Below are 26,072 nucleotides of genomic sequence, written 5' to 3'. Positions count from 1 at the left end.
CCCACCAGCAGTCCCGCTGACCCTCGCCGATCCTTCTGACGATCCACGCTGGTCTTCCCCGGTACCGCAGCCGGCACCGGGTCACCGTCACGCTCCCCGTACCGAACCCAGGAGTTTCCATGAGTCATACGCTGCTGCCCGGCACCCGGGCCCCGGTCAAGGTCTGGACCGATCCGGCAACCATCGAGCCGCAGGCCAGCCAGCAGCTGCGCAACATCGGCACGCTGCCGTGGGTGCACGGCGTCGCGGTGATGCCCGACGTGCACTACGGCAAGGGCGCCACCGTCGGCTCGGTGATCGCGATGCGCCAGGCGCTGGCCCCAGCCGCCGTCGGCGTCGACATCGGCTGCGGCATGTCCGCGGTGCGGACCAGCCTGACCGACGCGCAGCTGCCGGACGACCTGGGCGCGCTGCGTACCGCGATCGAGGCCGCGGTCCCGGTCGGCTTCCAGGCCCGCGACACCCCGGTCGACCCGCGCCGGGTGCACGGCCTGCCCACCGCCGGCTGGGACCGGTTCTGGTCCGGCTTTGCCGACCTGCATCCCGGGGTCGCCGCGCTGGAGTCCCGGGCGCAGCGTCAGCTCGGCACCCTCGGCGGTGGCAACCACTTCATCGAGGTCTGCGTCGAGCAGGGCGGTCCGGACGCCGGCCGGGTCTGGCTAATGCTGCACTCCGGCTCCCGCAACATCGGCAAGGAGCTGGCCGAGCGACACATCGCGGCGGCCCGGAAGCTGCCGCACAACGCCGGCCTGCCCGACCGCGACCTGGCGGTCTTCCTCGCCGACACGGCGGAGATGGCGGCGTACCGGCGGGACCTGGCCTGGGCGCAGGAGTACGCGGCCCGCAACCGGGCGGTCATGCTGGCGCTGCTCTGCCGGGTGCTGCGCACGGCGGTGCCGGCGGTCCGCTTCGACGAGCCGATCTCCTGCCACCACAACTACGTGGCCGAGGAGGTCTACGACGGGGTGCCGCTGCTGGTGACCCGCAAGGGGGCGATCCGGGCCGGGCGGGGCGAGCTGGGCATCATCCCCGGGTCGATGGGGACCGGCTCCTACATCGTGCGGGGTCGGGGCAGCGAGGCGGCGTACTGCTCGGCGTCGCACGGCGCGGGTCGACGGATGTCGCGGTCGAAGGCGAAGAAGACCTACACGGTCGACGACCTGGCCGAGCAGACCGCCGGGGTGGAGTGCCGCAAGGACGCTGGTGTGGTCGACGAGATCCCGGCGGCGTACAAGAACCTGGACCAGGTGCTCGCCGAGCAGGCCGACCTGGTCGAGGTGGTGGCACACCTGCGGCAGGTGGTCTGCGTCAAGGGCTGACCCCCACCCCGCCCGCCACCCTCGACGATCTTGCACATATCGAGAGGATATGTCCGCATTGTCCGTCGATAGGTACACGATCGTCGAGTGGGCCGACCCCCAGCAGGTCGACCCACTCATGCAGGATGGTCCCGTTGCTCAGTTGGTCGGGCTCATGTTCGACAGGTGACCGTCGGCCAGGTCCAGTTTCCGTTCGCCATGATCGTCACGCCGAAAGTGTTACCGCTGCCGTTCGGCCTGGCGGTGACGGTACCGCTCGTACCGCTGACCGAGGCGTTCCAGCTGTTCTGGATCCACTGGCTGCCGTTCAGGGTGAGGGTGACGGTCCAATTGCTGACATGCTGCACTGAGACGTTGAGGTTGAACCGGTCGCCGAACTGCTGGCCGGCCGACAACACCGCAGTGCAGTTGCCCTGGCCCGGGTTGCCGGGGCTGCTGGTCGGGGAAGGTCCGGGGTTGCCGCCGCCCTCCCAGACGTTGATGTCGGAGCTGCCGCTGCTTCGGTAGCCCTCGGTCGCCATCACCTGGTAACTGTGGTTGGAGCCGAGCTGCATACCGGCCCGAGCCCAGGCGTCGAAGTGGTTCGCCGTGGTGATGGTGCCACCGGTGCGCTTCTGCTGCCGGACGCTCCAGTACTGATAAAAGGTTCGAGTGCCGTCGATCGAAGGCGCGTTGACCCGCTGACTGCGGTAGATGTCGTAGACGCTGCCGTCGGTGGTGACGGAACCCATCCGGGTGGCACCGCTGCTCGGGTTGTAGGTGCCGAAGTTCTCCACCACGTAGTACTCGATAAGCTGGTTGCGCGTCCATCCGTACAGCGCGAGGTAGCTGTTTCCGTTCGGCTGGTAACTGCCCGAGTAGCTGACCGTTCGCCGGGTGCCGGTGGCCCAGCCCTTGCCGCCGACCCAGTTGTTGGTGCTGCCGTCCCACCGGCTGGAGTACCGGCCGTTCTCGCGCAGCGTCATGCTGGCGTTGCCGCTGTCCTTCCAGAACGAGTAGTAGTACCCGTTGTGGGTGCCGGTGCCGTTCTGGCTGAGGGTCCGGTCAGCCTCGGCGTGCGCGCTGGGGGCGACCATCATGCCGCTGACGACCAGCGCGGCGGCGCACGCGGTGCCGATCAGCAGCCGCATACGGCCGCGACTCCTCGGCTTGACGAGAGTGTCTTTCATGTAGGTGCTTCCTCCTCTTGGTGGCTGGCGGGAGCCAGCGGTGCGGTACGACCCGACAGCCAGTCGTGGACGGCGACCGCCGTCGAGGATCGGCGTCGTACCGCGTGGTGGCGGGGATCGACAACCATAGAGACATGTCGATGGAATCGACGGTAGGAGGCAGTTGGTCGGCTGTCAACAAATTTCGGAAACATTGCGGAAACACAGTGCCAGCCCACGCATTCGCGGCATGGTGGCCGTTCAAGCTGGCCAGCAGCACTGCCCGGGAGATCGCAAGATCGGCGCGATCAGTGCACACTCCACACCGCATGGCGAATCGGGTGCATGGGCCGCCCAGGCGGCAACCTGAACTTCCGGAAGTATTTCGGGGTACGGCCGGAGCAGCCGAGGACTGCCGGCGGCCGAGGCGGCGGCCGACGCACCGGACGCGGACGTCGTGCTCGACCACGCGCTCGGACTCGCCCGGGTCTACGGCCGGGAGCCGGCGCTGGTCACCGACGACACCCGGATGACCCTCGCGGTCGGCTGGGCGCTGCACGACGCCCCGGCTACCACCCCGGACGGGCTGGAACCGCTGCTCCGGGCCCGATTCCTGGTCTGGGTGGCCAGCCCGGACAACAACCGGGCATCCGGCATGACCTGTCTGCGGGCCTGCGGCCGGCTGTCCGACGTACCGTGGCAGCAGGCCACCGTCGGCGGGCCGAAGGGCTGCGGGGCGAACATGCGGGGCGCCCCGGTCGGTCTGGTCGACGCCTACGACGACGACACATCGGCCGGCGTCGCGCAGCTGCATGCCGGGCTGACCCACGGCCACCCGACCGCGCTGGCCGCGAGCCCGCAGCGTGCACCACGGCACACTCCGTGTTCAATCACATATTGGATAGTTACCGACCTTCGGAGGTCAGCGCTGACCGTACGGATGAGCCCGGGGCCCCGCCGTCACCCTGTGGCATCCCGGTCGGCGGCCCAGCGGATCGCGCCGAGCAGGTGGGTGCGGAACGCCAATTCGGCGTACGCCTCAACGGTATGGCCGCCGCCGGTGTAGAAGGTGCGGCCACCGGCATACGTGCGGCACCAGGCGTGCGGGTGCGGGCGCCCCATTTGCCCACCGGTGTAGCTGGTCCCGTCGAGCTCGGCGAGGATCCGGGCGTCGGTCGGTCGGGTCCGGTAGTCGTACCACTCGTCGGTGCGCTCCCAGCGGGCCGGCAGGTGGGCGGTGGCCGGGTGGGTCCGGTCGACGACCTCCACGGTGGCCGGCTGCACCGGCGGATGCTGGGCGAAGTACGCGCCGACCAGATCACCGTAAAACGGCCAGTTGTGCTCGGTGTCGGCGGCCGCGTGCACACCGACGAATCCGCCGCCGCCGTTGATGTAGTCCTCGAACGCCGCCCGGCCGGCATCGTCGAGCACCTCGCCGGTGGTGTTAAGAAAGACAACGGTGGCGTACCGACTCAGGTTGTCCGGGGTGAAGGCGGTCGGCTCCTCGGTGGCATCGACGGCGAAGCCGTGTTCCGCGCCGAGTTCGCGGACGGCCTCGACCCCGGCCGGAATGGAGTCGTGCCGGTACCCGGTGGTGCGGCTGTACACCAGCACCCGGTACCGGTTCTTCTCGCTGCTCGACTCGGTGCAGCCGGTGGTCACCAGCGCCACGATACCGCCGAGCAGGCCGGTGCCGACCGTCCGTCGGGTGAGCTCGGAACCGGGCCGGACCGGCACGCCGATCATCGGGCCGGCTGCAGAGCAGCGGCGGACGGCAGGACGGCGAGTGCATCAGGCACATCTCATGATCGAGGCCCACGGGCGGCTGGTCAACCGGCGGCGGGCAGGTGGACGAGGAACCGGCAGCCTGAGCCGGCGTTGGTCACCTCGACGCGACCGCCGTGCGCCTCGACCAGGCCGCGCACGATCGCCAGGCCGAGTCCACCGCCGGCCGGTGGTGGCTCGGGACGGCCCGGAACGGCCCAACCGGATAGGGACGCCGCCCCGACCTGCGACGCCGCTCGGGGCGGGCCGGCGGGAGCGGGGCTGCGCGCCGTTTCGCCCCGGAACGCCACGTCGAACACCCTCGGCAGGTCCGCCTCGGGAATGCCGCCGCAGGTGTCGTGCACCGCCAGCCAGGCGGCGCCGCCGTCGCGGCCCGCACTGACCTGCACCACCCCGTCGTACGGGGTGAACCGGATCGCGTTGCGAAGCAGGTTGCCGATGATCCGGGCCAGTTCCGGCTCGCTGGCGGTGACCGACGGCCAGCCGCGTTCGGCGGCGACCAGCCGGATGCCCCGCGCCCGGGCCAGCGGCTCGGCCGACGCCAGGGCGTCGGAGACCACCTCGGCGAGGGGCACCCGGCGCAGCGACAGCCGCAACGCGCCGGCGTTGATCCGGGACAGTTCGAACAGGTCGTCGACGAGTTGGGTCATCCGGTCGGTCTCGGCCCGGATCCGCCGGTGGTAGTCGGCGACGGTGGCCCGGTCGGCGACGACGCCGTCCTCCAGCGCCTCGGCCATGGCCCGCAGCCCCGCCAACGGCGTCCGCAGGTCGTGCGACACCCAGGCGACCAGTTCCCGCCGGTTCGCCTCGGCCTGGCGTTCCCGCTGGCGCAGCTGGTCGGCCCAGACCGCCTGCCGGGCCAGCCGGGCGCCCAGCCACCAGCCGACAGCCAGGCTGACCGCTCCGGACGCGGCGAGCACCAGCAGCACCACGTCCCGGTCGTGGACGGACAGGAACATCGCCTGGGCCGCGCCGACGACGCCGGCGAGGACCGCCAGTACGGTGACGGTGAGCAGGACGGTCAGGTGCACGACGATGCTGTGCCGGCGTAGCAGCCGCAGCGCGACCGCGCCCGGCACGCCGATCAGCAGCGACGCGCCCAGCCCGATGGCGAGCACGGCGAGGACGTCGCCGGTGGGCAGATCAGGCATTGCCGGCCGCCGGTTCGTAGCGGTAGCCGACGCCCCAGACGGTGACGATCCGTCGGGGTCGGGCCGGATCCCGTTCGACCTTCTCCCGCAGCCGTCGCACGTGGACGGTGACGGTGGACTGGTCACCGAAGTTCCAGCCCCACACCTGGGCGAGCAGTTCCTCCCGGCGGAACGCCTTCGCCGGGTGGCGGACCAGGTGCAGCAGCAGGTCGAACTCACGGGTGGTCAGCGCGAGTTCGGTGTCGCCGAGCCGGGCCGACCGCCGGCCGGTGTCCAGCGCGAGCTCGCCGTCGCGGACCACCGGCGGTTCACCGCCGACCGGGCCGGGGGGCGGCCCGGAGCGGCGGAGCACCGACTGCACCCGCAGCACCAGCTCCCGGGGCGAGAACGGCTTGGTGACGTAGTCGTCGGCACCGAGCTGCAGGCCGATCACCCGGTCGGCCTCCTCCCCGAGTGCGGTCAGCATGATCACGGGTACGCCGCTGGCCTGCCGCTGCAGCCGCCGGCACACCTCCAGACCGTCCAACCCGGGCAGCATCAGGTCCAGCACCACCAGGTCGGGCCGGCACTGGTCGACCGCGGCCAGCGCGGCGACCCCGTCGGCGGCGCGGGTGACCTGGTAGCCGGCTCGTTCCAGGTACCGGCGGACCACATCGGACACGGTGGGATCGTCGTCGACGACGAGCACCCGGAGGGACGGTCGGCCGGTGGTGGGCACGGCCATGGCTGTCAGGCGGCCAACTCGGCTGCCCCGAACGACACCGAGAAGCGTTTGCACCAGATGGAGACGCTGGTCAGGCTGGTCAAATCGAGGTCGGCAGGGATCTCGTACACCTGGTCACCCCGGTTGCCCTTGAGCCGGTCCAGCTCGGCCCACTGCCCGTCGTCGAAGACGAACCAGCCGTCACGGCCGTCCAGCACCGGCTGGTCGGAGAGCCAGACCCGCAGGTCCGGGCCGTTGGAGGTGGCGAAGTCGCGGAACACGAGTTGACGGCGGCCGTCGGCCAACTGGACGACCTCGGCGGTGCCGGTGGTCTCGTGCTCGTGGGTGACGAACTCGCCGGAGGCCAGCAGTTGGTTACCGGCCGGGGACGGGCTGGCCGGTGCGGCGCCGGGCGAGGCGGTCCCGGACGGGGTGGACCCGGGTGAGTCGGTCCCGGGCGCGGCGGGGTCCGGTGCCGGGGTGCCGGTCGCCGCGATCTGCACCTGCGGCAGCGCCTCGTCGACCACGTCGTCGGTGAACAGTTTCCACGGCTGGAACCAGTAACCGCCGAACGCGAGTCCGGCGGCTACGACGACGGCGAGCAGCCAGCTCAACGGGTTGGCAAGGAGTCGTTTCCACACGCGGATCAGCCTACGGCGGCGGCGCCCGGCCGGCCGTAGTTGATCTCTTGCGAAAGTCTTACGGTCGGCGTAGTGGCAGGTCAGCTGGTTGCGACGGCGTACGCGAGCAGCAGCAGCGCGACGGTGAGCTGCCCCGCGCCGAGCACGGTCAGGGTGTTGCCGACCGACCACTGTCCGGGGCGGCCGATCCCGGCGTGCAGGAAGAAGCCGCCGGACTGACTGATCGTGCCGGCGGCCAGCAGCGCGCCAACCACCCAGGTGTACGGGTCGGACAGTCCGGCGCGGGCGGCGATGCTCAGTGCGGTCAGGGTCAATACCAGCAGCACGCCGGCGTGGGCGTGGCCGGCCCGGAACAGCGACAGCTGGAAGTCGGTCAGTTTTCGGGCGGCGGCCAGCCGCATCAACGAGTAGCCGCCGAACATCACCGTCGGGACGCTGACCAGCGCGATCACGGTCAGCCATCGGTCCGCCGTACTCATCAGGGCTTCTCCTCGGGGTCGGCGCCGTACGCGCCCGGCTATCTTGTCACCGACAAGATAGCCGCTCCGGGTAGCATCTTGTCAACGGCAAGATGAGGGGAGGCATGATGCGGCAACAGCCGTACCACCACGGCGACCTGCGGCGGGCCCTGCTGACCGCCGCCACCGAGGCGATCGCCGAATCCGGGGCGGCGGCACTGAGCCTGCGCGACCTGGCCCGACGGGTGGGGGTCTCGCACGCCGCCCCGACACACCACTTCGGCGACAAGACCGGCCTGCTCACCGCGATCGCCGCCGAGGGCCTCGACCTGCTGGCGACCCAGTTGGCGGCGGCCGGCGGCGACATCCTCGCCGCCGGCCAGGCGTACGTGCGGTTCGCCTCGTCCCACCGGGCGCACTTCGAGGTGATGTTCCAACCGAGCCTGCTGAACTTCGACGCGCCGGAGCTGGTCACCGCGCGCCAACGGGCCGGCCGCGCGCTACGGGCCAGCCTGGACGACGCTCGGGTGCCGGCCGGCGACCGGGACAACGCCCGCCTGGCGGCCTGGTCGATCGTGCACGGCTTCGCGACCCTGTGGCTGTCCGGGGCGCTGCCGCACGACACGGACGACGACCCGGCGGTGCTCGCCGGCCCGGTGATCCGACTGCTCTTCGAGCTAACGCCGGACCAGCACACTTGACAGGTTGAGTGCATCACGTAAAGTTTGTCGCGGCTGTCAAGTAGGCAACGAAGAAGCGAGGCGTCAGCGTGGCTGCATGGTCATTCGATGACATTCCCGACCAGACCGGCCGGGTCGCGGTGGTGACCGGGGCGAACACCGGCATCGGCTTCGAGACCGCCCGGATGCTCGCCGCCAAAGGCGCACATGTGGTGCTGACGTACCGGGACGAGGGCAAGGGCGAAGCGGCGCTGGACCGGATTCGGGCCGGTCAGCCGGCCGGCGCGGTGACCGGGGCCGAGCTGGATCTGGCCGACCTCGACTCGGTCACCGCGTTCGCCGACGCCTACCGCGCCGACCACGACCGGCTCGACCTGCTGATCAACAACGCCGGCGTGATGGCACCGCCGCTGGGACGCACCCGGCAGGGCTTCGAGCTGCAATTCGGCACCAACCATCTCGGCCACTTCGCGCTCACCGGCGAACTGCTGCCGCTGCTCGACGCGGCACCGGCGGCCCGGGTGGTGACCGTCTCCAGCCTGGCCCACTGGACCGGCAGCGTCGACGTCGACGACCTCAACTGGCGGCAACGCCGCTACCGGCCGTGGGCCGCGTACGGACAGAGCAAACTCGCCAACCTGCTGTTCACCCTGGAACTGCAGCGCCGGCTGACCGAGGCCGGGTCGACCGTGCGGGCCGTAGCCGCCCACCCCGGCCTGACCTCGACCGAGATCGGCCGTCACCAGGGCCGGTCCACCGGCGAGAGCCGGTCGCGGATCGATCGGATGATCCGGATGCAACCAGCGGCCGGGGCGCTGCCCAGCCTGCGCGCCGCCACGGACCCGCAGGCGCCCGCCGGCAGCTACTGGGGGCCGGCCCGCCGGCTCGGCACCTCCGGGCCACCCGCACCGGCCCGCAGCTCCGCCCGGTCCAAGGACACCGTCATGGCCAGCCGGCTGTGGACCGAAAGCGAGCAGCTGAGCGGAGTGGCGTACCCCTTCGGGGCGCTCGGGCACACGGAGCGCCCAGCGTGACACCGAGCGCCACCCGGCGGAACGCCATCGCCGACACCGCGATCGACGTGTTCATCCGGTACGGGTTCCGGAAGACGTCGATGGACGACCTGGCCCGTGCGGCCGACATCTCCCGGCAAGGGCTCTACCTGCACTTCAAGACCAAGGACGAGCTGTTCGTCGCCGCCGTGGACCGGATGGTGACCGGCGTGTGCGCGGCGACCGGGGCCGCCTTCGCCCGCGACGACCTCGACCCGCCGGGGCGGATCCTCGCCGCGTTCGAAGCGTGCCAGGGCCCGTCGGTCGGGGCCGCGGTGCACGGCAACTTCGAGGAGCTGCTGAACACCGCGGCCACGCTGCGCTGCTCGCTGGCCGAGCGGATCGAGCGCGGGCTGGTCGACGGGGTTGAGCAGGTCCTCGCCGACAGCGGGGTCGCCGACCGGTGGCGGGCAGCCGGCCTGTCCGCCCGGGACCTGGCCGAGCACCTGCACGCCACCTCGTTCGGCTTGAAACACAAGCTCTCGTCGGTCGACGAGTACCGAACCGGAATGCAGACCGCAGTGACGATCGTGTTCGCCGGCGGCGAGGCCCTGACCCGGGAGTGACGATGACACCGTGGACCTTCGACGACCTGCCGGACCAGAGCGGCCGGACCGCCGTCGTCACCGGCGCGAACTCCGGCATCGGCTTCGAGACCGCCCGGATGCTCGCCGCCAGAGGCGCCCACGTGGTGCTCGCCTGCCGGGATGCCGGACGGGCCGGCACGGCGGCCGACCGGATCCGCGCCGAGCGGCCGACTGGCACGGTAAGCTGCGCCCGGCTCGACCTGGCCGACCTCGACTCGGTGGCCGGGTTCGCCGAGGTGTTGCACGCCGACCACGAGCGGCTTGACCTGCTGATCAACAACGCGGGGGTGATGCTGACCCCGTTGCGGCGCACCCGGCAGGGTTTCGAGCTGCAGTTCGGCACCAACCATCTCGGCCACTTCGCGCTCACCGGCCGGCTGCTGCCACTGCTGCTGCAAGCCGGCGCCAACGCCCGGGTGGTCACCGTCGCCAGCAACGCCCACCGCGCCGGCCGGATCGACTTCGCCGACCTGAACTGGCAGCGGCGTCGCTACCGGCGGTGGGCCGCGTACGGGCAGAGCAAACTCGCCAACCTGTTGTTCACCCTGGAGCTGCAACGCCGGCTGGCCGGAGCCGGGTCGCCCGTACTGGCGACCGCCGCCCATCCTGGGTGGACCGCCACCGACCTGGCCCGGCACACCGGTGGCTTCGTCACCACCGTCAGCCGGTTGATCGCGATGACGCCGCGCGACGGAGCGTTACCGACGCTGCGCGCCGCCACCGACCCGGCGGTCGACGGTGGCAGCTACTGGGGGCCGGGCCGACTGTTCGACATGGTCGGCCCGCCGGTCGCCGCGCGTCGCAGCCCGGCGGCCGACAACGCCGCCACCGCTGGCCGGCTGTGGACGGAGAGCGAGAAGCTGACCGGTGTCGAGTTCCCGGTCGCCGAATAGCCGCAGCTGCTTGCGGCCGGGCCGCCAGGTCGGGCACATTGCCGCCGGCCAGTGCGGCGGTGAGCGCCTGGGCCGTCTCGCTGGTGTCGCCCACCTCGGTGAGCCTGACGTCGATGTCCGGTCGGTCTCTGGTGTACGCCTCGACGGATGCCTTCTGGTTGATTCCGGTGAACGACCAGAACTCGAAGGTATTCGGGTCGGATGATCCGGAACCGCCTGACCCTGGCGTACAGCCGGTGGTCAGGATCATGGCCGCCGCAGCGACGGCGGTGGCTGTGGTGATGATGAAGCGCTTGAAGCGGCCCTCCATCCGCCTCGCCTGGCAGGCCAGCCTCGGCTGAACCGCCACACCGCCACCGCCGCACCGACCACCAGCAGCAGTACGGCCTGGGCGAAGGCCGGCCCGGAGGAGGCATCGGCGATCGGCCACGCCCACCAACGGACCAGACCACCGTCACCGGTGCCGAACAGCGCACTGACGATCACCGCGCCGACCGGCACCACCGCCGCAAGCCGTGCGCCGACGAACGGGGCGACGATCTGGGCCGACCCGAGACAGCCGATGAGATTACGCAGGTAACCGGGGCCGAGCTGCCACCAGCCGACCGCCGAGGCGACGCCGACCGCAACCGCGGTCATCAGCGCCATCGCTGCGGCGACGCCGAGGTCGCGGGCGGCCACCGAACGTACCGCCGTTGCGTCCAGGTCACCGCTGCTGCGGTCGATGCCGTGCCAGAGGACGACGATCGGGACAAGCGGCAGCAGCAGGGCGAACACAACCGGCACCAGCAACGCCCCGGCCAGGCTGGGCAGCGGCAGCACCTCACCGCCGATCACCGTCGCGGCGGCCAGGCTCGCGGCGTACGCGACGGTCACCGTCGTCAGGGCGCGGGTACGCCACCACCAGATCACTGCGGATCGTCCGACGTGAAAAGTTCCGGGTCGAGGCGCGGCACGGTGGTGCAGTCAGCCAACGGCGCGAGGTTGGCTCGGTACCAGGCAGCCTGCCGGTCCTCGTCGAGCTGACGCACCCGTACCGCCAGGTCGATCAGCTCCGGCGGCGCGACCGGGCCGAGCTCCGACGCCGGTACGCCGGCCGCCAGCGCCATCCACACCAGCAACGCCGCACGATTGTGGGCACCGGGCCACTCCCCCTCGGCCGCGCAGGCGGGCACGGTGTCCGGGACGATGCTGGAGACCAGACTCAGCACCGCCGTCTGCGGGTCCGACTCGGCGGGCAGGACGATGAAGACAGCGTCGGCCGCGTTGCTCTCCTGGCTGGTCACCGTCTCGGGCAGCGTGACGCCGACCGCAGCGAGCCGGGGATACGCCGACGCCAGCGCCGGATGGATCGCATCCCGGGCCGTCTCCTGCTCCGGCCACAGGCACAGCGTGGGCCGTTGCCCGACGCACTGTGGCGCTCCGGCGCGCGGGCCGCCGGAAGACGGGCCGAGCGGTGCCGCCACGGTGACCGCGACCACTAGCAACGCGGTGAAGCTCAACGCACCGCCGACGTGACCCGGGCGGGCGCCGGCAAGGGCGACCAGCGTGCCTGCGCCGATACCGACGGCGAACAGGGCGGCGGCCAGCAGCGCCCGCGCGTCCGGCTGCTGATCGATCGCACAGCAGCCTTCAAAGGACAGCCCGTTGAGGTGGCGGATCCAGAACGGCTCGACGGCGGCCGGGTAGGCCAGCCAGATGTAGGAGCCGCCCAGGCTGACCGGCAACGCGAGCGCGGGCGGCAGCCAGCGACCGAGCCCGTATCCGACCACGGTGTACCCTACCATCACCAGCAGGTAGACGCCGACCAGCCCGAGGTGCGGACCGCCGGGCGCGCCGACTGCGGCAGGGGCGGTCGACAGCACCGCCGCGACGACCCCGGCCAGCCCCATTACCAGCGTCGGGCCGACCGCAACGAAAACGACTGTCCACATCGGCCGAGCGATGGTCTGTGTGTCGATACCGCCACTGCGGTGCCGCATCCCCTCCCAGGCGGCGCAGACCGCGCAGAGCGGCACCACGATGAACAGCATCAGGTTGGCCTTGGCCACCGCAGCCGTCCAGTAGCCGGGCGTGGCCGTTTCGACGACCGCCGCACCTTGGAACAGCACGAGGGCCAGCATCGGCACGGTCACGTAGGTCTCGGCGCGGCTACGCCAGGGGTAGATCGTCCGGATGGCGCCGTACGCGTCCGCGCTCATGCCTCGGCGCCGATGAACTGCACGTAGGCGTCCTCGGCCCGCCGGGACGGCTCGACACCGGGCCTGGCCCGCGCCAGGAATGCCGGCACCTCACCGTGGAACCGGATGACACCGCCGTCCAGCACTGCCACGTGCTGGTAGATGTCGCTGATGTCTTCGGTCTGGTGCGTCGACACGAGCAGGTCGACGTCGCCGGCAACTGAGTTCAGCACCTCGCGCAGCACCCGCCGCTGCTGCGGGTCCAACCCGGCGGCCGGCTCGTCCATGACGATCAGTTTCGCGTCGTGGACGAGGGTCTGTGCGATTCCGACCCGACGAAGCTGACCGCCGGAGAGCGCCCTGCTTGGCCGTTCCGCCAGGTCCTGCAGGCCGACACGGCCCAGCGCGCGGGCCGCGTTGACCCAGGCGTCACGGCGGTTGAGGCCTTTCAGCCAGCCGGCGTAGGCGACCTGCTCCCGCACCTTCAGGCCGGGCATCGCGGCGACGTGCTGTGGCAGCCAACCGACCGAGCGGCGGTACCGCGATCGGGTACGCCGGACATCGCTGACCAGGTCACCGACTCGCACCGTGCCCGCGTCGGGCTGCAGCAGCCCCACGATCAGCGACAGCAGCGTGGACTTGCCAGCACCGTTGGGGCCGAGCAGCACGGTCGCACCGGGCTCGAACTCGACGGTCAGGGCACGGAACACCGGGATGTCCTTGCGATACCGGAAAGAACAATCCGCGATCAGTACGGGCACAGGGTCAACCTCTGGAGGCATGAACACGGCAGACATGGGGCGGCAAGTCAGGACCTTATGGCTGACTTGCCACCCCATCCTAGATGATCAAGGCATCAGGTCAGTAGTAGGTGGTCAGCGAGTTTACGTTGACTCGCCAGCCGGAGGTCGATCCGTTGATCTTCTTGATGGTCCAGTGGTAGCTACCGACGTCGGTCATCCGACCCCAATTGAACGTTCCACACGACGAGGTGCGCTCGCCGTATATCACATCGGGGAGCGGCCAGGTCCTGTTACGAGCAAGGTCGAGAGTAGTGTTCTGGTAGGTTCCCGCTACCACCGAACAACCGGACCACACCGTACGAGTCGATGCCGAGTCACTGCTGTTGTCGGTCCAGTCCCGGGATGTGAATCCGGTGAGGGCATTGCTCACACTACTCGACCAGCTTCCCTCAGCGCGCACCGGCGACACCAAGGTCAAACTGAGCACCAAGCCACCCACAGCAACAGTTACGGCCTTCGCGAGTCTCTTCACTGTTCCCCGCTTACTTCGGAAGGACAACGAGAGCTGGCCAGCGGTTGGATTATTCGGCGCGGTGTCCACACATGGCAACACCCTCCGATCACCGTTGATCACTGGCCATCAGCGACGATCTCAAGCACTCGAGGCCTGGCCTCAGAGAACACAGGAAGACCGCCACAGAGGAGCACACACGGTAAAGCCAAGGTGACAACGATCATATGTTGCAACCGTCCAATGGCTTGATGTTGCTTGCCGCCGCCGCGCCGATCATCACGATCCTGTGCGATGCCGGAAAGAACAGCCCGAGCAGTACGTATGCCAGGTCAACGATCGGTCGTACCGTTATCCCATGGTCCACGCAGGATGTTACTTCCACATGAGCAATGCTCTCGGAGCGCCAAGGCACCAGGACATCGGGGCGCGGGCCACCGCAGGTCGTCAGGTGGCGGGTGGGCGCAGGCGCAGGGCGGTGACGGCGGCTGGCAGGTCGGCGGCGGTGGCGACCCGACGGGTGGTCTCGGGACCTTCGCGTACGTGCACCTCACAGTGGGACGCGGCGAGCGAGACGATCACCGTCTCGCCGGCGTAGTACCCCGCGAGCAACGACAGCGACGGCACCAGGTCATCGTGGTCACCGTCGGCCGCCGGCGTCGGCACGTTCTGCGGTACGGATTGCGGTACGGCGATCGGCGTACCCGGGTCGACCGGGGTCGCCGAGCGGGTGGCGCCGCACACGTACTCGACGGCCTGAGCGAGCGCGTGCCCGAGGGTGGGCCGGTGCGGGTAGGCCCGCAGGCCGATCGCGGCACCGGGCGCGGCGAAGTACGCACCCCACGACACCCCCTGCATGCGGTACGGCGTACCGGCCTCGTTGCGATGGTCGGCGACGGTGACGATCAGCGCGAGCCCCAGCCCGTACGCCAACGCGAGCACCCGCGCCAGCGGTGGCGCGTCCGGCTCGGCGGCGTGCAGCAGCACCCGGCCGCCGGGGTGCCCGTTGGCGACGTTCGCCAAATATGCGGTCAGCGGGTCCTGCCCAGGGTGGTCGAGGGTAACGTAGCCGTACCACAGCTCCTGCACCAGCAAAATCTCGTGATCGTCGAGCGGCGCGAGCTGGTCCGGGCCGATCGGCTGGCCGCGTACCGCCAGGTCGCCGAGGTGCGCCGGGAGCCGGAACTGCGGCGGCACCTGGTGGATGGGTTTGCCGCCCGGCTGGCTGCCGATCCGCGGCACCACGGCGGTGGCTTCGTCGGGCAGTGCCCAGTTGAGGTGGCGGGCCCAGTGCTGCCCGTCGGTGACGGTGACGACGGCACCGTGCCGGATGCGCAGCGTGTCGCCGCAGCTGAAGCAGCGGCTGAGGCCGGCGGCGTACCGGCCGCTGCGCCCGGCACCGCCGCAGTAGCGGCACTCCGGGTCGGCGGCGGGCGCGCCGACGGTGCAGACGCAGCGGCGCAACCCCTGCTCCGGCACGCAGTACGGGCAGGGTTCGGACGGGATCGCCGGCCCCTGCCAGCTGGGCGGCGGCGGCTGCCACGAGCGGGCGAGCTTGTCGACCGTACGCCGGGAGATCTGGCCGGTGGTGCGTTCGGTGAATTCCTCGACGACGGCGACCACCCGCAGGCCGGTGTGCCACCAACGGCCGTCGCGCCAGATGGCCTGCGCGCCGGGGGTGGCCTCACCGGTGCCGAGTGCGGTGCAGTCAGCGATCATGCGGCGTTCGAGCTGGTCCAGGTCGAGTTTCGGCGGCCCGATCGGCGGGCCGGGTCGGCCGGGGCGCAGGTAGTGGGCGGGTACGTCGACGCCACGGTCGCCGATCCCGGTGGCGAGGCGGGTCGCGTCGGCGGCGACGATCGCCGCGTCGAGGCTGTCGGTGCTGCCGACGCCGCTGGCGAACGCGTCGCCGACGCCGGTGTCGGGCAGTTCGAGGCGCAGCTGCCAGCCGTAGCGGTCGTCGCCGTACGGGTCGGGTCGGGTTTCGACGACCAGGTCGAGGCAGAGCAGTTCGGCGAGGGCGCAGAGTTGGCCGAGGTGGCGGGCCGGGTCGGGGCGGTCCGGCGGGGCGGTCCGGCCGAGCCAGACCTGCCACGGGTGGTACGTGTAGTTGGCGATCGCCGCCGCTTCCAGGGCGTGCCGCCGTGCCTGCGGCAGGTCGGGTCGCCAGTCGCGGGGCAGCACCAGCCCGCCGACGAGAAGTTCCCGCTCGGGTGCAGCCGGGTCGTAGAGGTGGTCGGCGCCGACCCGGTCGGCCAGTTCGGTGACGACGGCGTCGAGGTCGAGCCACCAGCGGCCGCCGCGGTGCACCGGGTCGAGCGCGCCGGGCACGATGTTGACGGAGGCGACGGCGGCGGTGTCGGCGTTGGCGACGGTGTAGACGAGTTGGGCGCGGCGGCGGCCGAGCCCGGCGCAGCGGTCGCAGGTCACGCAGTTCGTGCCGGTGCCGAGACAGACCTGACAGTCGCGGTACGCCGTACCGCCCGGGTTGCCGGCGGTCAACTGGTCGTCGTCGACGATGAGCTGGTCGCCGTACCAGGTGCAGCTGCACCGGTGGGAGGTGACGCCACCGCCGTCGCAGGTGGTGCAGTCGACGACGGTGACGCCGGGGTTGTCGGGCTCGGTCACCGGACGGCGGCCTGGTTGATCGCGGCTTGGTTCATGGCGGCCTGGGTGGACTGCCAGCGGCGCAGCGCGTCCTTGATCCGGTTGTTCTGCTCCCAGGTGCGGTCGAGTTCGGCGTAGAGGACACCGAGGTCGTAGGCGACGCGGTCGAGGAACGCGCCGACTTCGACCGGGTCGAGGCCGCGGGCCGTGACGCCGACCGGCCGGAACCGTTGATTCCGAACCTGCCAGGGCCGGATCGGCCGGTACGCCGCCGAGCGCATGTTGGTGCCGGGCACCCGGTGGACGCCGGGGTCGCCAGCCGGCCAGCGGCTGGGCGGGGTGGACGCCATCCGCCGGCGTCCCCAGCGGACCCGCGTCCGTTGCCACATCCTTCGCATCATCAGTGCTCCTCCCCTGTGTGGTGCGGTGACTGCTTTGGTGGTGTGTCTGGTGGATGGGGGTGGCCCTGCCCCTTGCCGACTCGGGCGGGGCCACCCCCGCCCCGATCACCGCAGCCCTCCTTGGCGGTACGGCGACCGGGGCAGACCTTGGTTCCGCCGCGTGAGCTGCGGAAATCCGGATCAGGCGCAGTCGCCGAGGTCGGGGTGCGCGCTACCCGGCCCGGTTGCGCTCCGGGCAGCGGTGCGGGGCCGGACATCGGCGTCACCGCGCCGGGCGTCGGGCATGAGCACCGGCGGCGGTACGTCGACCGGCACCGGCCGGGGGCCGGTTCCCGGGTCATCCCAGTCCGACCCACACGACCGCCACCGGTCGTCATCCATCTGCGTCACGGTCGACTCCCCTCCTCTGAAGATGTGCGCGACTGAGAATCACCCATCCCCCTTACGGGTGTCAAGTGCATCAAGTTGACGGGGGTGCTGGTCGTAACCTCCGTACGTTCGTTGACATGCGGTTGGCCGGGATGTCCGAGATCCAGCAGATGCTCGGTGGTGTCTCCCGTCAGCGGGCATCCGAGATCGTCAACCGCCCGTCGTTCCCCGCACCGCTGGACGTCCTCGCCACGGGCCGCATCTGGTCCCGCGACGCGGTTGCCGAGTGGATCCACAAGAACCGACCAACCCAACGCGAGGACTGACTTCCGGGTTCCGGCTTGCCGGCGTCACCAGTCAACCCGTCATCGCGGCGTCTCTGCAGACCACAGTGGTTAACATCTGGCTGTTAACTCCTGCCAAGCCCAGTCCGAGTAGGGCAGTCTGAGCATGACCCGGACGGAGGCGGGGCATGAACGCGCTGAAGGCAGCACGGGAGTCACGCGGATGGTCGCAGGCGAGACTCGTTCACGAAATCGCTCGACGACGTGCTGCCGCTGGCACGGCTACCGCCACTCGGGCAAGTCTCAAGGTCTACGTCTCCGAGTGGGAGAACGGTCGGCGGTCAGTAAACGGCGAGTACCGCGCTGTCCTGCGGGCGATTTTCGGACTGACCGACGCCGAGCTGTTCGGGGCAGCGACAACGGAAGGCGAGACACTCGACAGCGCGTACGCCGAGTTAGCCAAGCGCATCGAGGCGTCCAAGTCGGTCGACGTCGGGTTGGTCGACGTGCTGACGCAGCAGACCGAACTCTTCCGCTCCATCGACCGCCAGGCGGGCGCTCCCGCGCTCGGTGACCAGATGCGCGCCCACGTCGAGACGTTGGAGAACGCCCTCGCATACTCCGTACTCCCGTCCGCACGCCGGCCGGTCGCACGGGCGCTCGCCGGTGCCGCGACGCTCGCAGGCTGGCAAGCGCTCGACGTCGGCGCGGTCGACCGCGCCTGGCGCTGCTACGAGTTGGCGCGACGAGCAGCGGTCGAAGCGGCGAGTCCGGCTCTGGTCGCGCACGCGATGGGCGAACAGGCGTACGTGCTGGTCGATGCCGGCAAGCCGGAGCTTGCCCACGCGCTGATCCTGGAGGCGGTTTCGCTGGCCGAGCGGAAGGCCCCTGCCCGGTTGCTGGCGTGGCTGCACGCGGCTCACGCCGAGTTCGCCGCCACTCTGTCGGACGCGTCGGCAGCCCACGCCGCGCTGGACCAGGCCGCCGCGACGCTGCCGGCCGGATCGGAGATGCGAGACGAGGAGGTGGCCGGAATCTTCCTCAACGAAGCCCACCTGACGCGCTGGCGCGGCAACGCGCATGCCCTGCTGGGCGAGCGCTCGGCGGTCGATGAGCTACATGCCGCTCTGGCTGGAATGGACGGCACGTTCACCCGTGCCGAGGCTGGCCTGCGGATCGGCCTCGCACACGCGCACCTTGCCGGCGGCGACCTGCGCGAAGCCGAGCAGGAGGCACGACGTGCTCGGGCGCTGGCCAGCCGGACGGGATCGCTCAGGAATCAGCGACGCCTCAATCAGTTATTGGCCCGAATCGGGGCAAATATCTAGTCCACCGGCACGCCGAACGCCAGCACGTGCAGCAGTCCGACGATCGATCCGGAACCCAGGATCTCGTTCCGGTCGAGTAGCTGCCGAATGCTGGTGAGTGGCACCCACGCAACCTCACCGGCTTCGTCGGACACGGCGGGCCGGCCGACGAACGTCGCCTCCCTGGCGTAGTAGACGTCGTGCGGCGAGTCGACCATGCCAACCATTGGCTGGTACGAGACCAAAGGCCGCATTCCGTACGGTCGCCAGCCGGTTTCCTCTTCGACCTCGCGTGCCACGGCCGTCTCCGGGCTCTCGCCGTCGTCGACGATCCCGCCGGGAAGCTCCCACCCCCACTGGTCCGACACGAACCGGTGCCGCCACAGCATCAACACCTGGTCCTGATCGTTGACGACGACGCCGATGGCCGCGCGAAACAGCCGTACGACGTGATGCTCGAACCGCTCGCCACCGGGAGGCTGGACGTCGACCAGGTCGAGACTGACCCACGGCCGCCGCTCGTACACGGTCCGCGCTCCGAACACCTGCCAGCGGTGGGCGTCGGCCTGCTCAGGACTGCCGCCGCCAGTCCGGCCCAGCAACGGCCGTCCGTCACCCGTCGCCTCGCCCATGCCGGCCAGCCTATCTGCGCAGCCGTTCGTACCAGCCCTGCGCCCAATCCGCAGACAAGGGCCGCGAAGCCGCGCCACCGACCTCCTCGGCCTCGCCGCCTGGCGCAGGCACCTGGAGCTGCCCGGCCGCTCCCAGCCGGCGACCAGGCAACCACCTGGGCTGTCACCAGCCGCTCAGGTCACCGGGCGCGGGGCGCTGGGCATGTCCTCGTACGCGATGACAATCGCTCAGTGACCGCTCGCCATACCATGAGCTATAGTGTTTGCTATGGCCACTACGACGATGCAGCTCGACGGGGGTCTCCGAGACGAACTGGCGGAGATCGCCAGACGCGACTTTGCAGGCGTCCCCCTTGCCGAGGCGCTTCGGCGGCTCATCAGGGAACACCAGGTCAACAAGATCATGACGCGGTACGCCGAGCTACAGTCCGACCAGCAAGAATGGGCCAGCTACCGGGCCGAGACGTCGTTTACCGACAACACCGCCGGTGACGGCATGCCCCCCGGGCGCGACGAGTACCCGGAGTACAACGAGTGAGCCACACCAAACTCGCACCGTGGCAGGTGTGGCTGGTGGACTTCGGTAACCCGGTCGGGCACGAAGAGGGTGGCGTACGTCCGGCCGTCATCGTCGGCTCCACCACCCACTGCCGGTTCCCCATTGGTATGGCAATCGTGGTGCCGCTGACCACTCGGGATCGCGGCTTGGAGCACCATGTGCGGATTGACTCCCCCGAGTCCGGACTAACCCGCCCCAGCTGGGCGCGCACCGAGGACATAACAGCGGTTTCCACGCAACGGTTCCGCCGCACACAGCCCCTGGGAACCGCCTCAGTCAGCGAAGCTGCGCGGCTGTCCGAATGGCTTCGGGAAATGGTCGCCTTCACGTCCTGACTGCGACGCAGCAGCAACATCATACGCAGCAGATGAGCGCAACATAGAGCGTAGCGGCACTCTCAGGGCCGCCCCGCAGGGACGATCAGGTGTACGCGCACGATGTCGTCGATGCCGATCTTCTCTCACCTACAGCCAGACCCGTTGTGGCGAGCGCTCGCGATGCGGCGCCACGGCAGGTAGGCCTGGCGTCACTCAGTCGAACCTGGCGCGCCCTTCACCACCTGCCGCGCTGCCGGACTTGGAGTCATCGTCCCCCTCGGGGTTGCCGCGTTGATCCGAAGCGATCTCCCATGTCTTGTTGTCCACGAGCCGGGTTATGGCGTACTGGGAAACTCCGAAAACGGCACTCCACGCGAGGATCTGTGCTCCCGTATCGAGCTGGGTGAGCCCTGGAACGAATTCACCGCGAATGAAGGTAACTCCCACGAAGGCAGAGAGAGCGCCGGCGGGCAACTTCAGCGCAGCCGAAGTAAGGCGCAGGTCGTACGGCACCGCTGACCTGTGCAGCCTGGCCAGAGCAGGGATCCCGGACAACACTGCCCCGATGAACCCGAACGCCAGGACCAGCGTCACGTCGACCCGGTCGGGTTCGGCTTGCCGGTCCCTGTCCTCGGCAGTGGGCTGCATGCCCTGGTCCTTTGTCAGCGGATCATGCGGACACACCAGAGTGCTGGGGTCCGTCCCAAAACATAGACTCAGCACGTCGGGAGACTTGTATCCCCAGATACCGAGACAGAGAACCAATGCCAGGGCGAGCATCGTCACGGAAATCAAGATGTTCCGCACGCCGCGCACCCGAGAATACCAACTATTTATCGCGGTGTAGCTTCCGACCAAGGCAGCCATCATGGCATAGCGAAGTTCACTCACCTCGGCACACTTTTCCTTACCCGTGAAGATCCTACGCCAACCGCCCGTCACCCTTCGCTCATGGCTCCCGATGCCGTCTCGTCCGCACAGCTCACGGAGCTTTACCAATCTGCAGTCATTCTCGTGGAGACGCTTCTTGGCCAGCTCCAGCACGGATGACGACCAGCCCTTCAGCCTCTCCTCATCGGCAACCTTGAGCAGCACAAGCTCAGCTGCGTGGATGTGCGACCAGGTCCGTTCGAGTGAGCCCCGGAAGGGCCAGACGCTTCCAGCAGCCTGACGTGCGAGGGAAACATCGACTCGGACAAATTTGCAGGCTTCCCGCAAACGGTGATCATCTTTGTCTGAACAGAGGAGCCGACTTTGGTGCTCAAGGTAAAGAGCTCGGGCGAGCGCATGCTGCCGCCAAGCTCCCCCGAAACTCCACGCACTCCAGGCAGCCCCTGCCTCCGATGCCGTGCCGGCACCGGAATCACTACCCTTCCCGCTTTGCTCCTTCTCCCCCATACCCGAACCATAGGCATGGCCTAACCTACCCAGGATCACTTCTACCTGAAGATGTGATCGCAGAGTAGGCTGGTGCAGTAGTTGTGACCGTGGCGTCGGATTTGGCGAGTTCTCGCCTTCGTGTGCTGCACTGGCCGGCATGAGACATCGCTCGGCCTGGAAGCTCAGCTCGCTCGTCCTGGTGCTCGCTCTGGTAGGTGGCATCACCGGGTGGCGGTGGTGGCACCATCGGTCGCCGTACGGGCCGGAGATCCTGAAGCCGACTGCGACGCTGCGGCTGGTCGACCAGGCAACTGCGGACGCCGCCTTCGACGGTCAACAGCTGGAAGTTCCATCCGACGGCGCCCAAGTCTTCCTCGGCCAGGTCAGGTGGACGCCGCCACCGCAGGCGAAACCCGGCGCGATGCTGATCATCGCGGTGCTCGACAGACGGACCCGCACCCTGCCCGGGATCATCTCCACCAGGTCGAATAGACCGGACCAGGTCGGATCAGGCTCCGACGGCGTCCTCGACGCTGTCGAACAGCGCTACCCCTGGCTGCAGGGTGTCGGTGCGCGTGAGGTCAACGGTGGCTTCCACTCCTCCGGCAGCGTCGTCGTGGTCACGTCGGTCGACGCCACACCGGTCACGTACTCCTTCGTCCTGCACCCGGCACATCCGGAGACCCCGCCGGAGTTCGCGATCGCGTCCGCTCCCGCCGCCGTCGAGGACCTGATGGTCGCCCTAGTCAGCGTCGGCCCCGACCGGCAGATCTACTGGGCCGAGCGGCTACTGAACTGACCAGCCGCCTGAAGTGCCATCACCTTCCGTAGCCTGAAGTTGACGCACTCCGATAGGCTTCGACCATGTAGGAGAGTGACCGCCGTAGCCGGGCTCGTCGCAGGACCGACGTCGGGGAGGAACACGTGGAACTCGTGGTTCAACTTGGTTAGCATCCAGGAATCAAGGCCGGTCTCGCCCAGGCCGCAGAGCACGGCAACACGAGCCGGCAGCAGCTCATGGCGGCGGTGAGGACCCTGGACAACATGCTCAGCCAGCTCCACGCTGTTTCGGCCGGCACCGGGCATCACCTGGTGAGCGAGGCAATCGGCCGCTGCGAGCAGGCCAAGCGGCAGTTGGAGGAGTCCGCCGGCCTCATCCACCGAGCGGGCGAGTCGACCCGCCGGTACGCCGGTATCCTCGGGTAGCGGCGATGAGCGTCAACGAGGTCAAGAGCCGGCTACGCGAGGGGACCGAGGCGCTGCGGTCGGCAGCTGACACCATCCATTCCGTACGGGAGACCGTCCGGTCCTGTCATCTCGCCGCCATCGCGGTCCTCACCGACAGCCAGCACTCCCACGTCACCACCGCACTCCACCGGCTACGCGAAGCCGACCACGAAGGCGAGCTGGCGCTCAACAGGATCGACGGCTGCACTGACAGCGCCGAAAGGTACTCGAAGGCTCTCGGGTGAGCAGCGGCAGCGTCGGCGACGTCATTGCGGTGCTACGGAAGATTCTCGACGACCTCGATGGCGCGGCAGTCGCGGCAAAGACCGCACAGAAGTCGTCCGCGGCCGGTGCGCGGCACTACCAGACCGCGACCGAGGGCGCTGACAGCTCTCACGCCACCGCAGCGCGCACGCAGGCCAGCGAGGCCGCCGCGAAGTCCGGCAAGATCGCCCGGCTCATCGCCGAAGCAGCAGCCGAGATCTCCCACTACGCCAACCGCGTCGCCCCGGGCTCCGTCCCGACCCGTACCTCCGCCACCGGAGGCATGCCGTCTGGCGAGGCGTTGGCCAGACCTGGCCACAAGAAGGGTTCGCTGGCTGCCAAGGCACTCGGCCGCGTCGGCCAGGTGCGCAGCTCGGACGACGGGTTGCAGCACTTCGGCAAGTTGGGCGGAATTCTCCAGGACGCCGCAAAGGGCTCCGGCGGGACAGCGGTCAGCAAGACGCCGGATTTTTCTTTCCGGCCGACTCACCAGCCAAGTGCGCCCGTCGGTGATGGGCTGCTCGCCGCGCTGGCAGTGGCCATCGTCGGAGCGAAGGGCGTAGAGCTGATGTCTCGCATGCGCAGGCGGACAAGAAACGACGACACCAAGGAAAAAGGATAGAAAATGGAAGAGGAAACCAAATTCCTTCGCGCCCTGCTTCGCCAGGACTGGGAAACCTACGACTCGTTCACCGAAAAGTTCCAGAGCGAGGGCAAGGGCACGCCTGTTGCCATCATCGGTTACAGCTTCTTCGTCGCCGTTCAGCGACGATTCGCCGAGAACAAAGACGCCCGCGAGATTATCCGATTCGTAGCGGATGCGCGAGCCCGACTGCTAGAAGGACGAGAGCTTCCCGCCAAGGAGGGCGAAGCCCTGATCTACGCCATGCTGGACATGGACATGCCCGGCGTCGAGGAGATCGTCGAAGACCTAGACGTCGGCGTGATGGCCGAGATTCAGGGACAGCTCCTGTTCCGGCTGGTCGAAGATGCGGAGCTGACGGACGAGCAACTGGACGAACTTCTCCTCGAAGCCGAGGCACTACTCCACGAGAACCACCCTGTCGAGTAGCCGCCAGAACGGCCGGCGCGGCCGGCGCCTCGACGTGGCCAGGACACCCATGACGGCGATCACCGTCAGTACGGTGGGCAGGCCCACCGCGACCAGCAGCAGGGACGGGGGAGCCGATACCCCGGGCACGATGTAGAGCCGGGCCAGGAAGCCGCCCGGGACGAGGAACGCGGCCAGCACCGTGATGGTGACGACGAGGCGACGTGGTCGCGCGGGCGGCCGTCTGGTCACGGCCGGACGGGTCGACGCCGACCAGACCACAATGCCGACAACGAGCCCACCCGCAGCGAGCCAGGGCAGCAGCCGAGGATCCGCCCAACCGCCGCGCACCACCGCCATGTTGACTCCCAGCAGTACGACCGAGCCGGCAAGCGTCGGTCGCAGTGGTCGGCCTCGGTAGGCGGCGGCGCACAACAGGCACAGTGCGGCACACACGATGCCGCACAGTTGCAACTCGTGCATCCACACCCGCCCCTCCTGGGTCGACCACCCCTGCCAGCCGGCGGGCTCCGAGGACGGCCATGAGCCGTCCGGCAGAGGGCCCGTCCAGGAGTTCTGTACCCCGATGTTGGGGGTCAGGTAGGCCAAGGTGACCGCCCAGGCCAGGACCGAGTAGACCGCACCGGCGAGGGCGGTGCGGTGCCACCACGGGCCACGTGCGACAGCCGGGGTCTGGCCGGTCAAACCTGCGCCGGTCAAACCTGCGCTGGTCACGGTCGGGCTGGTCCGTTCGGACCCACGCTGACCGGGGATGCCCCGGCCGGGATCGGGTGCCGTCGACGTGCTGGTCGCGGCGGCCTCGATCGGCCGGGCGAGTCCGATCGCATGGGCCAGGGCAAGCACCATCGAGACGAGGGTCAGATTGGGCAGGATCGCCAGGGCGGCCTCTATCGGCAACGAGGTGTCGAAGGCGTCGTACGTCAACAGCAGGATCGGTTCGCGTACCAGATAGGTGAGCCACCACCAGGGCTGACCCGCCGCTTCGGCCGGTGTCTGGGGTGCCACCAGCACCATCGTGTAGGCGCTGACCAGCGTCAGGGCGGGAGCGGCCAGCACGGCCGAGCCGACGGCCGACACCAGACTCCTGCGGCGGGACAGCGCCGCGACGCCCGCCGCCACCGGCGGGAGCAGCACCGACAGACAAAGTGCCACGGCGACGGCGAACCAGGAGCCGTCCCAGACCCTGTTCGCGCTACGGGCCAGCACATCGAGGGTGAGCAGGCCGGCTGTCACGGGTAGGGTCGCCCACCCACAGCCTGCCGGGCTGACCGGCCGGCCGGCACGTCGTCGCAGCAGCCGCCGGGCCAGCAGCGTGCCGACGACTGCCGCGATAAGGATGTAAGCCACATAGCTCACGGCGAAGAAGGTAATGACCGAGGCCATCGGTGTACGCGCCACCGCGTCGATCAGCCAGGCCAGGTGAGGACACCGCCATCGCTGCCGTGACCAGCACGAACAGCGGCGCAAGGAACAGCCATCCCGCGTGTATCTGGGTGGGTGAGGGTCTGGGCAGCCGGGGCAGCGGTACCGGATCCGCGCCCGGCGGGCGGGCGAGCGCGAGACTGGCCGCGAAGCGGAGCTGCCGCCACTTCCGCGGCGCAGCGACAGCGCCTTCCCCATGGCCGAGGGCGTACAACTCGCCGGCCCACTCCCGGCTCATCTCCTTCGCGCAGGTGTGCCGGCCAACGCCGCGCCGCCGCAGCCAGCAGCCCACTCGGCGATCCGCTGGGGCAAGGTGCTCACCACCCCGGCGCCGATGTGAAGGTGGCGGCGTCGGCGGCCCGAGTGCCACCGGCGCCGCG

General features: G+C 69.6%; 29 protein-coding genes and 1 pseudogene. 15 read left to right on the top strand and 15 right to left on the bottom strand.

The annotated features are described in order from the left end of the window. The first annotated feature begins 119 nt into the window (after positions 1-119). On the top strand, positions 120-1,319 hold the full coding sequence (locus ACFHWS_RS12190; RefSeq protein ID WP_416555321.1) for an RtcB family protein: 1,200 nt from the start codon (positions 120-122) through the stop codon (positions 1,317-1,319). A 152-nt stretch (positions 1,320-1,471) separates the two neighbouring features. On the opposite strand, the gene ACFHWS_RS12185 is transcribed toward ACFHWS_RS12190, so the two are convergent. Continuing rightward, on the bottom strand, positions 1,472-2,488 hold the full coding sequence (locus ACFHWS_RS12185) for a glycoside hydrolase family 11 protein (protein WP_416555319.1): 1,017 nt from the start codon (positions 2,486-2,488) through the stop codon (positions 1,472-1,474). A gap of 436 nt (positions 2,489-2,924) precedes the next feature. Here ACFHWS_RS12185 and ACFHWS_RS12180 point away from each other — a divergent pair. Next, positions 2,925-3,323: pseudogene (locus tag ACFHWS_RS12180) on the top strand (ADP-ribosylglycohydrolase family protein); the annotation flags it as partial. Between the two features lie 104 nt (positions 3,324-3,427). Here ACFHWS_RS12180 and ACFHWS_RS12175 read toward each other — a convergent pair. From ACFHWS_RS12175 to ACFHWS_RS12155, 5 genes are all read right to left on the bottom strand, one after another. After that, positions 3,428-4,213: a ThuA domain-containing protein gene (locus ACFHWS_RS12175; RefSeq protein ID WP_416555317.1), complete on the bottom strand. Its 786-nt coding sequence runs from the start codon at positions 4,211-4,213 to the stop codon at positions 3,428-3,430. Between the two features lie 83 nt (positions 4,214-4,296). Continuing rightward, positions 4,297-5,403 carry a sensor histidine kinase gene (locus ACFHWS_RS12170; protein ID WP_416555315.1) on the bottom strand — a complete coding sequence of 369 codons (1,107 nt, stop codon included), beginning with the start codon at positions 5,401-5,403 and terminating at the stop codon, positions 4,297-4,299. Further along, positions 5,396-6,127, bottom strand: coding sequence for a response regulator transcription factor (locus tag ACFHWS_RS12165; RefSeq protein ID WP_416555313.1), 732 nt, complete (start codon positions 6,125-6,127; stop codon positions 5,396-5,398). The genes ACFHWS_RS12170 and ACFHWS_RS12165 overlap by 8 nt, the downstream gene beginning before the upstream one ends. 5 nt (positions 6,128-6,132) lie before the next feature. Next, on the bottom strand, positions 6,133-6,747 hold the full coding sequence (locus tag ACFHWS_RS12160) for a DM13 domain-containing protein (protein ID WP_416555311.1): 615 nt from the start codon (positions 6,745-6,747) through the stop codon (positions 6,133-6,135). 80 nt (positions 6,748-6,827) lie between these two features. Further along, a complete protein-coding gene (locus ACFHWS_RS12155) occupies positions 6,828-7,226 on the bottom strand; it encodes a hypothetical protein (RefSeq protein WP_123603506.1) in 399 nt (132 codons plus the stop codon). 104 nt (positions 7,227-7,330) lie between these two features. Here ACFHWS_RS12155 and ACFHWS_RS12150 point away from each other — a divergent pair, with 104 nt between their 5' ends. The 4 genes from ACFHWS_RS12150 to ACFHWS_RS12135 all read left to right on the top strand — a co-directional run bounded on the left by ACFHWS_RS12150 (position 7,331) and on the right by ACFHWS_RS12135 (position 10,417). Then, positions 7,331-7,906: a TetR/AcrR family transcriptional regulator gene (locus ACFHWS_RS12150; RefSeq protein ID WP_416555309.1), complete on the top strand. Its 576-nt coding sequence runs from the start codon at positions 7,331-7,333 to the stop codon at positions 7,904-7,906. Between the two features lie 68 nt (positions 7,907-7,974). After that, positions 7,975-8,919, top strand: coding sequence for an oxidoreductase (locus ACFHWS_RS12145; RefSeq protein ID WP_416555307.1), 945 nt, complete (start codon positions 7,975-7,977; stop codon positions 8,917-8,919). Next, complete coding sequence (locus ACFHWS_RS12140) at positions 8,916-9,503, top strand: TetR/AcrR family transcriptional regulator (RefSeq protein ID WP_416555305.1); 588 nt, start codon at positions 8,916-8,918, stop codon at positions 9,501-9,503. The genes ACFHWS_RS12145 and ACFHWS_RS12140 overlap by 4 nt, the downstream gene beginning before the upstream one ends. 2 nt (positions 9,504-9,505) lie before the next feature. Beyond that, entirely contained in the window at positions 9,506-10,417 is a 912-nt protein-coding gene (locus ACFHWS_RS12135) for an oxidoreductase (protein WP_416568203.1), read from the top strand. 246 nt (positions 10,418-10,663) lie between these two features. On the opposite strand, the gene ACFHWS_RS12130 is transcribed toward ACFHWS_RS12135, so the two are convergent. From ACFHWS_RS12130 to ACFHWS_RS12105, 6 genes are all read right to left on the bottom strand, one after another. Beyond that, on the bottom strand, positions 10,664-11,329 hold the full coding sequence (locus ACFHWS_RS12130) for a hypothetical protein (protein WP_416568202.1): 666 nt from the start codon (positions 11,327-11,329) through the stop codon (positions 10,664-10,666). Then, positions 11,326-12,618 (bottom strand): hypothetical protein, encoded by a 1,293-nt coding sequence (locus tag ACFHWS_RS12125; RefSeq protein WP_416568201.1) that lies wholly within the window; start codon positions 12,616-12,618, stop codon positions 11,326-11,328. The genes ACFHWS_RS12130 and ACFHWS_RS12125 overlap by 4 nt, the downstream gene beginning before the upstream one ends. Beyond that, complete coding sequence (locus ACFHWS_RS12120; protein ID WP_282233860.1) at positions 12,615-13,307, bottom strand: ABC transporter ATP-binding protein; 693 nt, start codon at positions 13,305-13,307, stop codon at positions 12,615-12,617. Before ACFHWS_RS12120 ends, ACFHWS_RS12125 begins: the two co-directional genes overlap by 4 nt. Positions 13,308-14,298: 991 nt before the next feature. Further along, the gene (locus tag ACFHWS_RS12115; protein WP_416555297.1) at positions 14,299-16,479 is read right to left on the bottom strand and encodes a hypothetical protein; all 2,181 of its coding nucleotides are present in this window, start codon (positions 16,477-16,479) and stop codon (positions 14,299-14,301) included. After that, complete coding sequence (locus ACFHWS_RS12110; protein WP_278174808.1) at positions 16,476-16,739, bottom strand: DivIVA domain-containing protein; 264 nt, start codon at positions 16,737-16,739, stop codon at positions 16,476-16,478. Before ACFHWS_RS12110 ends, ACFHWS_RS12115 begins: the two co-directional genes overlap by 4 nt. A 300-nt stretch (positions 16,740-17,039) precedes the next feature. Then, a complete protein-coding gene (locus tag ACFHWS_RS12105) occupies positions 17,040-17,249 on the bottom strand; it encodes a hypothetical protein (RefSeq protein WP_416555295.1) in 210 nt (69 codons plus the stop codon). Positions 17,250-17,365: 116 nt separating this feature from the next. Between ACFHWS_RS12105 and ACFHWS_RS12100 the strand changes: the two genes are divergently transcribed. Both ACFHWS_RS12100 and ACFHWS_RS12095 read left to right on the top strand, forming a co-directional pair. Next, complete coding sequence (locus ACFHWS_RS12100) at positions 17,366-17,554, top strand: hypothetical protein (protein WP_416555293.1); 189 nt, start codon at positions 17,366-17,368, stop codon at positions 17,552-17,554. A 146-nt stretch (positions 17,555-17,700) separates the two neighbouring features. Then, positions 17,701-18,840 carry an XRE family transcriptional regulator gene (locus tag ACFHWS_RS12095; RefSeq protein WP_416555291.1) on the top strand — a complete coding sequence of 380 codons (1,140 nt, stop codon included), beginning with the start codon at positions 17,701-17,703 and terminating at the stop codon, positions 18,838-18,840. Here the strand turns inward: ACFHWS_RS12095 and ACFHWS_RS12090 are convergent. Continuing rightward, positions 18,837-19,451 carry an NUDIX hydrolase gene (locus ACFHWS_RS12090; RefSeq protein ID WP_416555289.1) on the bottom strand — a complete coding sequence of 205 codons (615 nt, stop codon included), beginning with the start codon at positions 19,449-19,451 and terminating at the stop codon, positions 18,837-18,839. The two genes, ACFHWS_RS12095 and ACFHWS_RS12090, sit on opposite strands and share 4 nt — an antisense overlap. A 268-nt stretch (positions 19,452-19,719) precedes the next feature. On the opposite strand from ACFHWS_RS12090, the gene ACFHWS_RS12085 reads away from it, so the two are divergent. After that, complete coding sequence (locus ACFHWS_RS12085; protein ID WP_416555287.1) at positions 19,720-19,989, top strand: hypothetical protein; 270 nt, start codon at positions 19,720-19,722, stop codon at positions 19,987-19,989. Next, positions 19,986-20,345, top strand: coding sequence for a type II toxin-antitoxin system PemK/MazF family toxin (locus tag ACFHWS_RS12080; protein WP_416568200.1), 360 nt, complete (start codon positions 19,986-19,988; stop codon positions 20,343-20,345). Before ACFHWS_RS12085 ends, ACFHWS_RS12080 begins: the two co-directional genes overlap by 4 nt. 195 nt (positions 20,346-20,540) lie before the next feature. On the opposite strand, the gene ACFHWS_RS12075 is transcribed toward ACFHWS_RS12080, so the two are convergent. Further along, positions 20,541-21,725 carry a hypothetical protein gene (locus tag ACFHWS_RS12075; protein ID WP_416555283.1) on the bottom strand — a complete coding sequence of 395 codons (1,185 nt, stop codon included), beginning with the start codon at positions 21,723-21,725 and terminating at the stop codon, positions 20,541-20,543. 139 nt (positions 21,726-21,864) lie between these two features. Here ACFHWS_RS12075 and ACFHWS_RS12070 point away from each other — a divergent pair, with 139 nt between their 5' ends. The 5 genes from ACFHWS_RS12070 to ACFHWS_RS12050 all read left to right on the top strand — a co-directional run bounded on the left by ACFHWS_RS12070 (position 21,865) and on the right by ACFHWS_RS12050 (position 24,270). Beyond that, positions 21,865-22,506, top strand: coding sequence for a hypothetical protein (locus ACFHWS_RS12070; RefSeq protein ID WP_416555281.1), 642 nt, complete (start codon positions 21,865-21,867; stop codon positions 22,504-22,506). Positions 22,507-22,751: 245 nt separating this feature from the next. Further along, the gene (locus tag ACFHWS_RS12065; RefSeq protein WP_416568199.1) at positions 22,752-22,913 is read left to right on the top strand and encodes a hypothetical protein; all 162 of its coding nucleotides are present in this window, start codon (positions 22,752-22,754) and stop codon (positions 22,911-22,913) included. Between the two features lie 5 nt (positions 22,914-22,918). Then, on the top strand, positions 22,919-23,179 hold the full coding sequence (locus ACFHWS_RS12060; protein ID WP_416555277.1) for a hypothetical protein: 261 nt from the start codon (positions 22,919-22,921) through the stop codon (positions 23,177-23,179). After that, complete coding sequence (locus ACFHWS_RS12055) at positions 23,176-23,820, top strand: hypothetical protein (RefSeq protein ID WP_416555275.1); 645 nt, start codon at positions 23,176-23,178, stop codon at positions 23,818-23,820. The genes ACFHWS_RS12060 and ACFHWS_RS12055 overlap by 4 nt, the downstream gene beginning before the upstream one ends. A gap of 3 nt (positions 23,821-23,823) precedes the next feature. Then, positions 23,824-24,270: a hypothetical protein gene (locus ACFHWS_RS12050; RefSeq protein WP_416555274.1), complete on the top strand. Its 447-nt coding sequence runs from the start codon at positions 23,824-23,826 to the stop codon at positions 24,268-24,270. Here the strand turns inward: ACFHWS_RS12050 and ACFHWS_RS12045 are convergent. Continuing rightward, positions 24,241-25,626 carry a hypothetical protein gene (locus tag ACFHWS_RS12045; RefSeq protein WP_416568198.1) on the bottom strand — a complete coding sequence of 462 codons (1,386 nt, stop codon included), beginning with the start codon at positions 25,624-25,626 and terminating at the stop codon, positions 24,241-24,243. The two genes, ACFHWS_RS12050 and ACFHWS_RS12045, sit on opposite strands and share 30 nt — an antisense overlap. Positions 25,627-26,072: the final 446 nt, after the last annotated feature.

Source organism: Micromonospora sp. LOL_013 (genome assembly GCF_048060315.1).
In the GTDB taxonomy this organism is placed as follows: Bacteria; Actinomycetota; Actinomycetes; order Mycobacteriales; family Micromonosporaceae; genus Micromonospora_E.
This window is presented reverse-complemented; position numbering and strand designations above follow the sequence as displayed.

Bases quoted from the DNA above. Each gene is read 5' to 3' on its own strand.
- ACFHWS_RS12075 (WP_416555283.1), bottom strand. From the start codon at position 21,725: ATGGGGGAGAAGGAGCAAAGCGGGAAGGGTAGTGATTCCGGTGCCGGC.
- ACFHWS_RS12175 (WP_416555317.1), bottom strand. From the start codon at position 4,213: ATGATCGGCGTGCCGGTCCGGCCCGGTTCCGAGCTCACCCGACGGACG.
- ACFHWS_RS12090 (WP_416555289.1), bottom strand. From the start codon at position 19,451: ATGGGCGAGGCGACGGGTGACGGACGGCCGTTGCTGGGCCGGACTGGC.
- ACFHWS_RS12085 (WP_416555287.1), top strand. From the start codon at position 19,720: ATGGCCACTACGACGATGCAGCTCGACGGGGGTCTCCGAGACGAACTG.
- ACFHWS_RS12065 (WP_416568199.1), top strand. From the start codon at position 22,752: ATGCTCAGCCAGCTCCACGCTGTTTCGGCCGGCACCGGGCATCACCTG.
- ACFHWS_RS12185 (WP_416555319.1), bottom strand. From the start codon at position 2,488: ATGAAAGACACTCTCGTCAAGCCGAGGAGTCGCGGCCGTATGCGGCTG.
- ACFHWS_RS12190 (WP_416555321.1), top strand. From the start codon at position 120: ATGAGTCATACGCTGCTGCCCGGCACCCGGGCCCCGGTCAAGGTCTGG.
- ACFHWS_RS12050 (WP_416555274.1), top strand. From the start codon at position 23,824: ATGGAAGAGGAAACCAAATTCCTTCGCGCCCTGCTTCGCCAGGACTGG.
- ACFHWS_RS12170 (WP_416555315.1), bottom strand. From the start codon at position 5,403: ATGCCTGATCTGCCCACCGGCGACGTCCTCGCCGTGCTCGCCATCGGG.
- ACFHWS_RS12070 (WP_416555281.1), top strand. From the start codon at position 21,865: ATGAGACATCGCTCGGCCTGGAAGCTCAGCTCGCTCGTCCTGGTGCTC.
- ACFHWS_RS12135 (WP_416568203.1), top strand. From the start codon at position 9,506: ATGACACCGTGGACCTTCGACGACCTGCCGGACCAGAGCGGCCGGACC.
- ACFHWS_RS12155 (WP_123603506.1), bottom strand. From the start codon at position 7,226: ATGAGTACGGCGGACCGATGGCTGACCGTGATCGCGCTGGTCAGCGTC.
- ACFHWS_RS12110 (WP_278174808.1), bottom strand. From the start codon at position 16,739: ATGCGCTCGGCGGCGTACCGGCCGATCCGGCCCTGGCAGGTTCGGAAT.
- ACFHWS_RS12150 (WP_416555309.1), top strand. From the start codon at position 7,331: ATGATGCGGCAACAGCCGTACCACCACGGCGACCTGCGGCGGGCCCTG.
- ACFHWS_RS12125 (WP_416568201.1), bottom strand. From the start codon at position 12,618: ATGAGCGCGGACGCGTACGGCGCCATCCGGACGATCTACCCCTGGCGT.
- ACFHWS_RS12100 (WP_416555293.1), top strand. From the start codon at position 17,366: ATGCGGTTGGCCGGGATGTCCGAGATCCAGCAGATGCTCGGTGGTGTC.
- ACFHWS_RS12060 (WP_416555277.1), top strand. From the start codon at position 22,919: ATGAGCGTCAACGAGGTCAAGAGCCGGCTACGCGAGGGGACCGAGGCG.
- ACFHWS_RS12165 (WP_416555313.1), bottom strand. From the start codon at position 6,127: ATGGCCGTGCCCACCACCGGCCGACCGTCCCTCCGGGTGCTCGTCGTC.
- ACFHWS_RS12095 (WP_416555291.1), top strand. From the start codon at position 17,701: ATGAACGCGCTGAAGGCAGCACGGGAGTCACGCGGATGGTCGCAGGCG.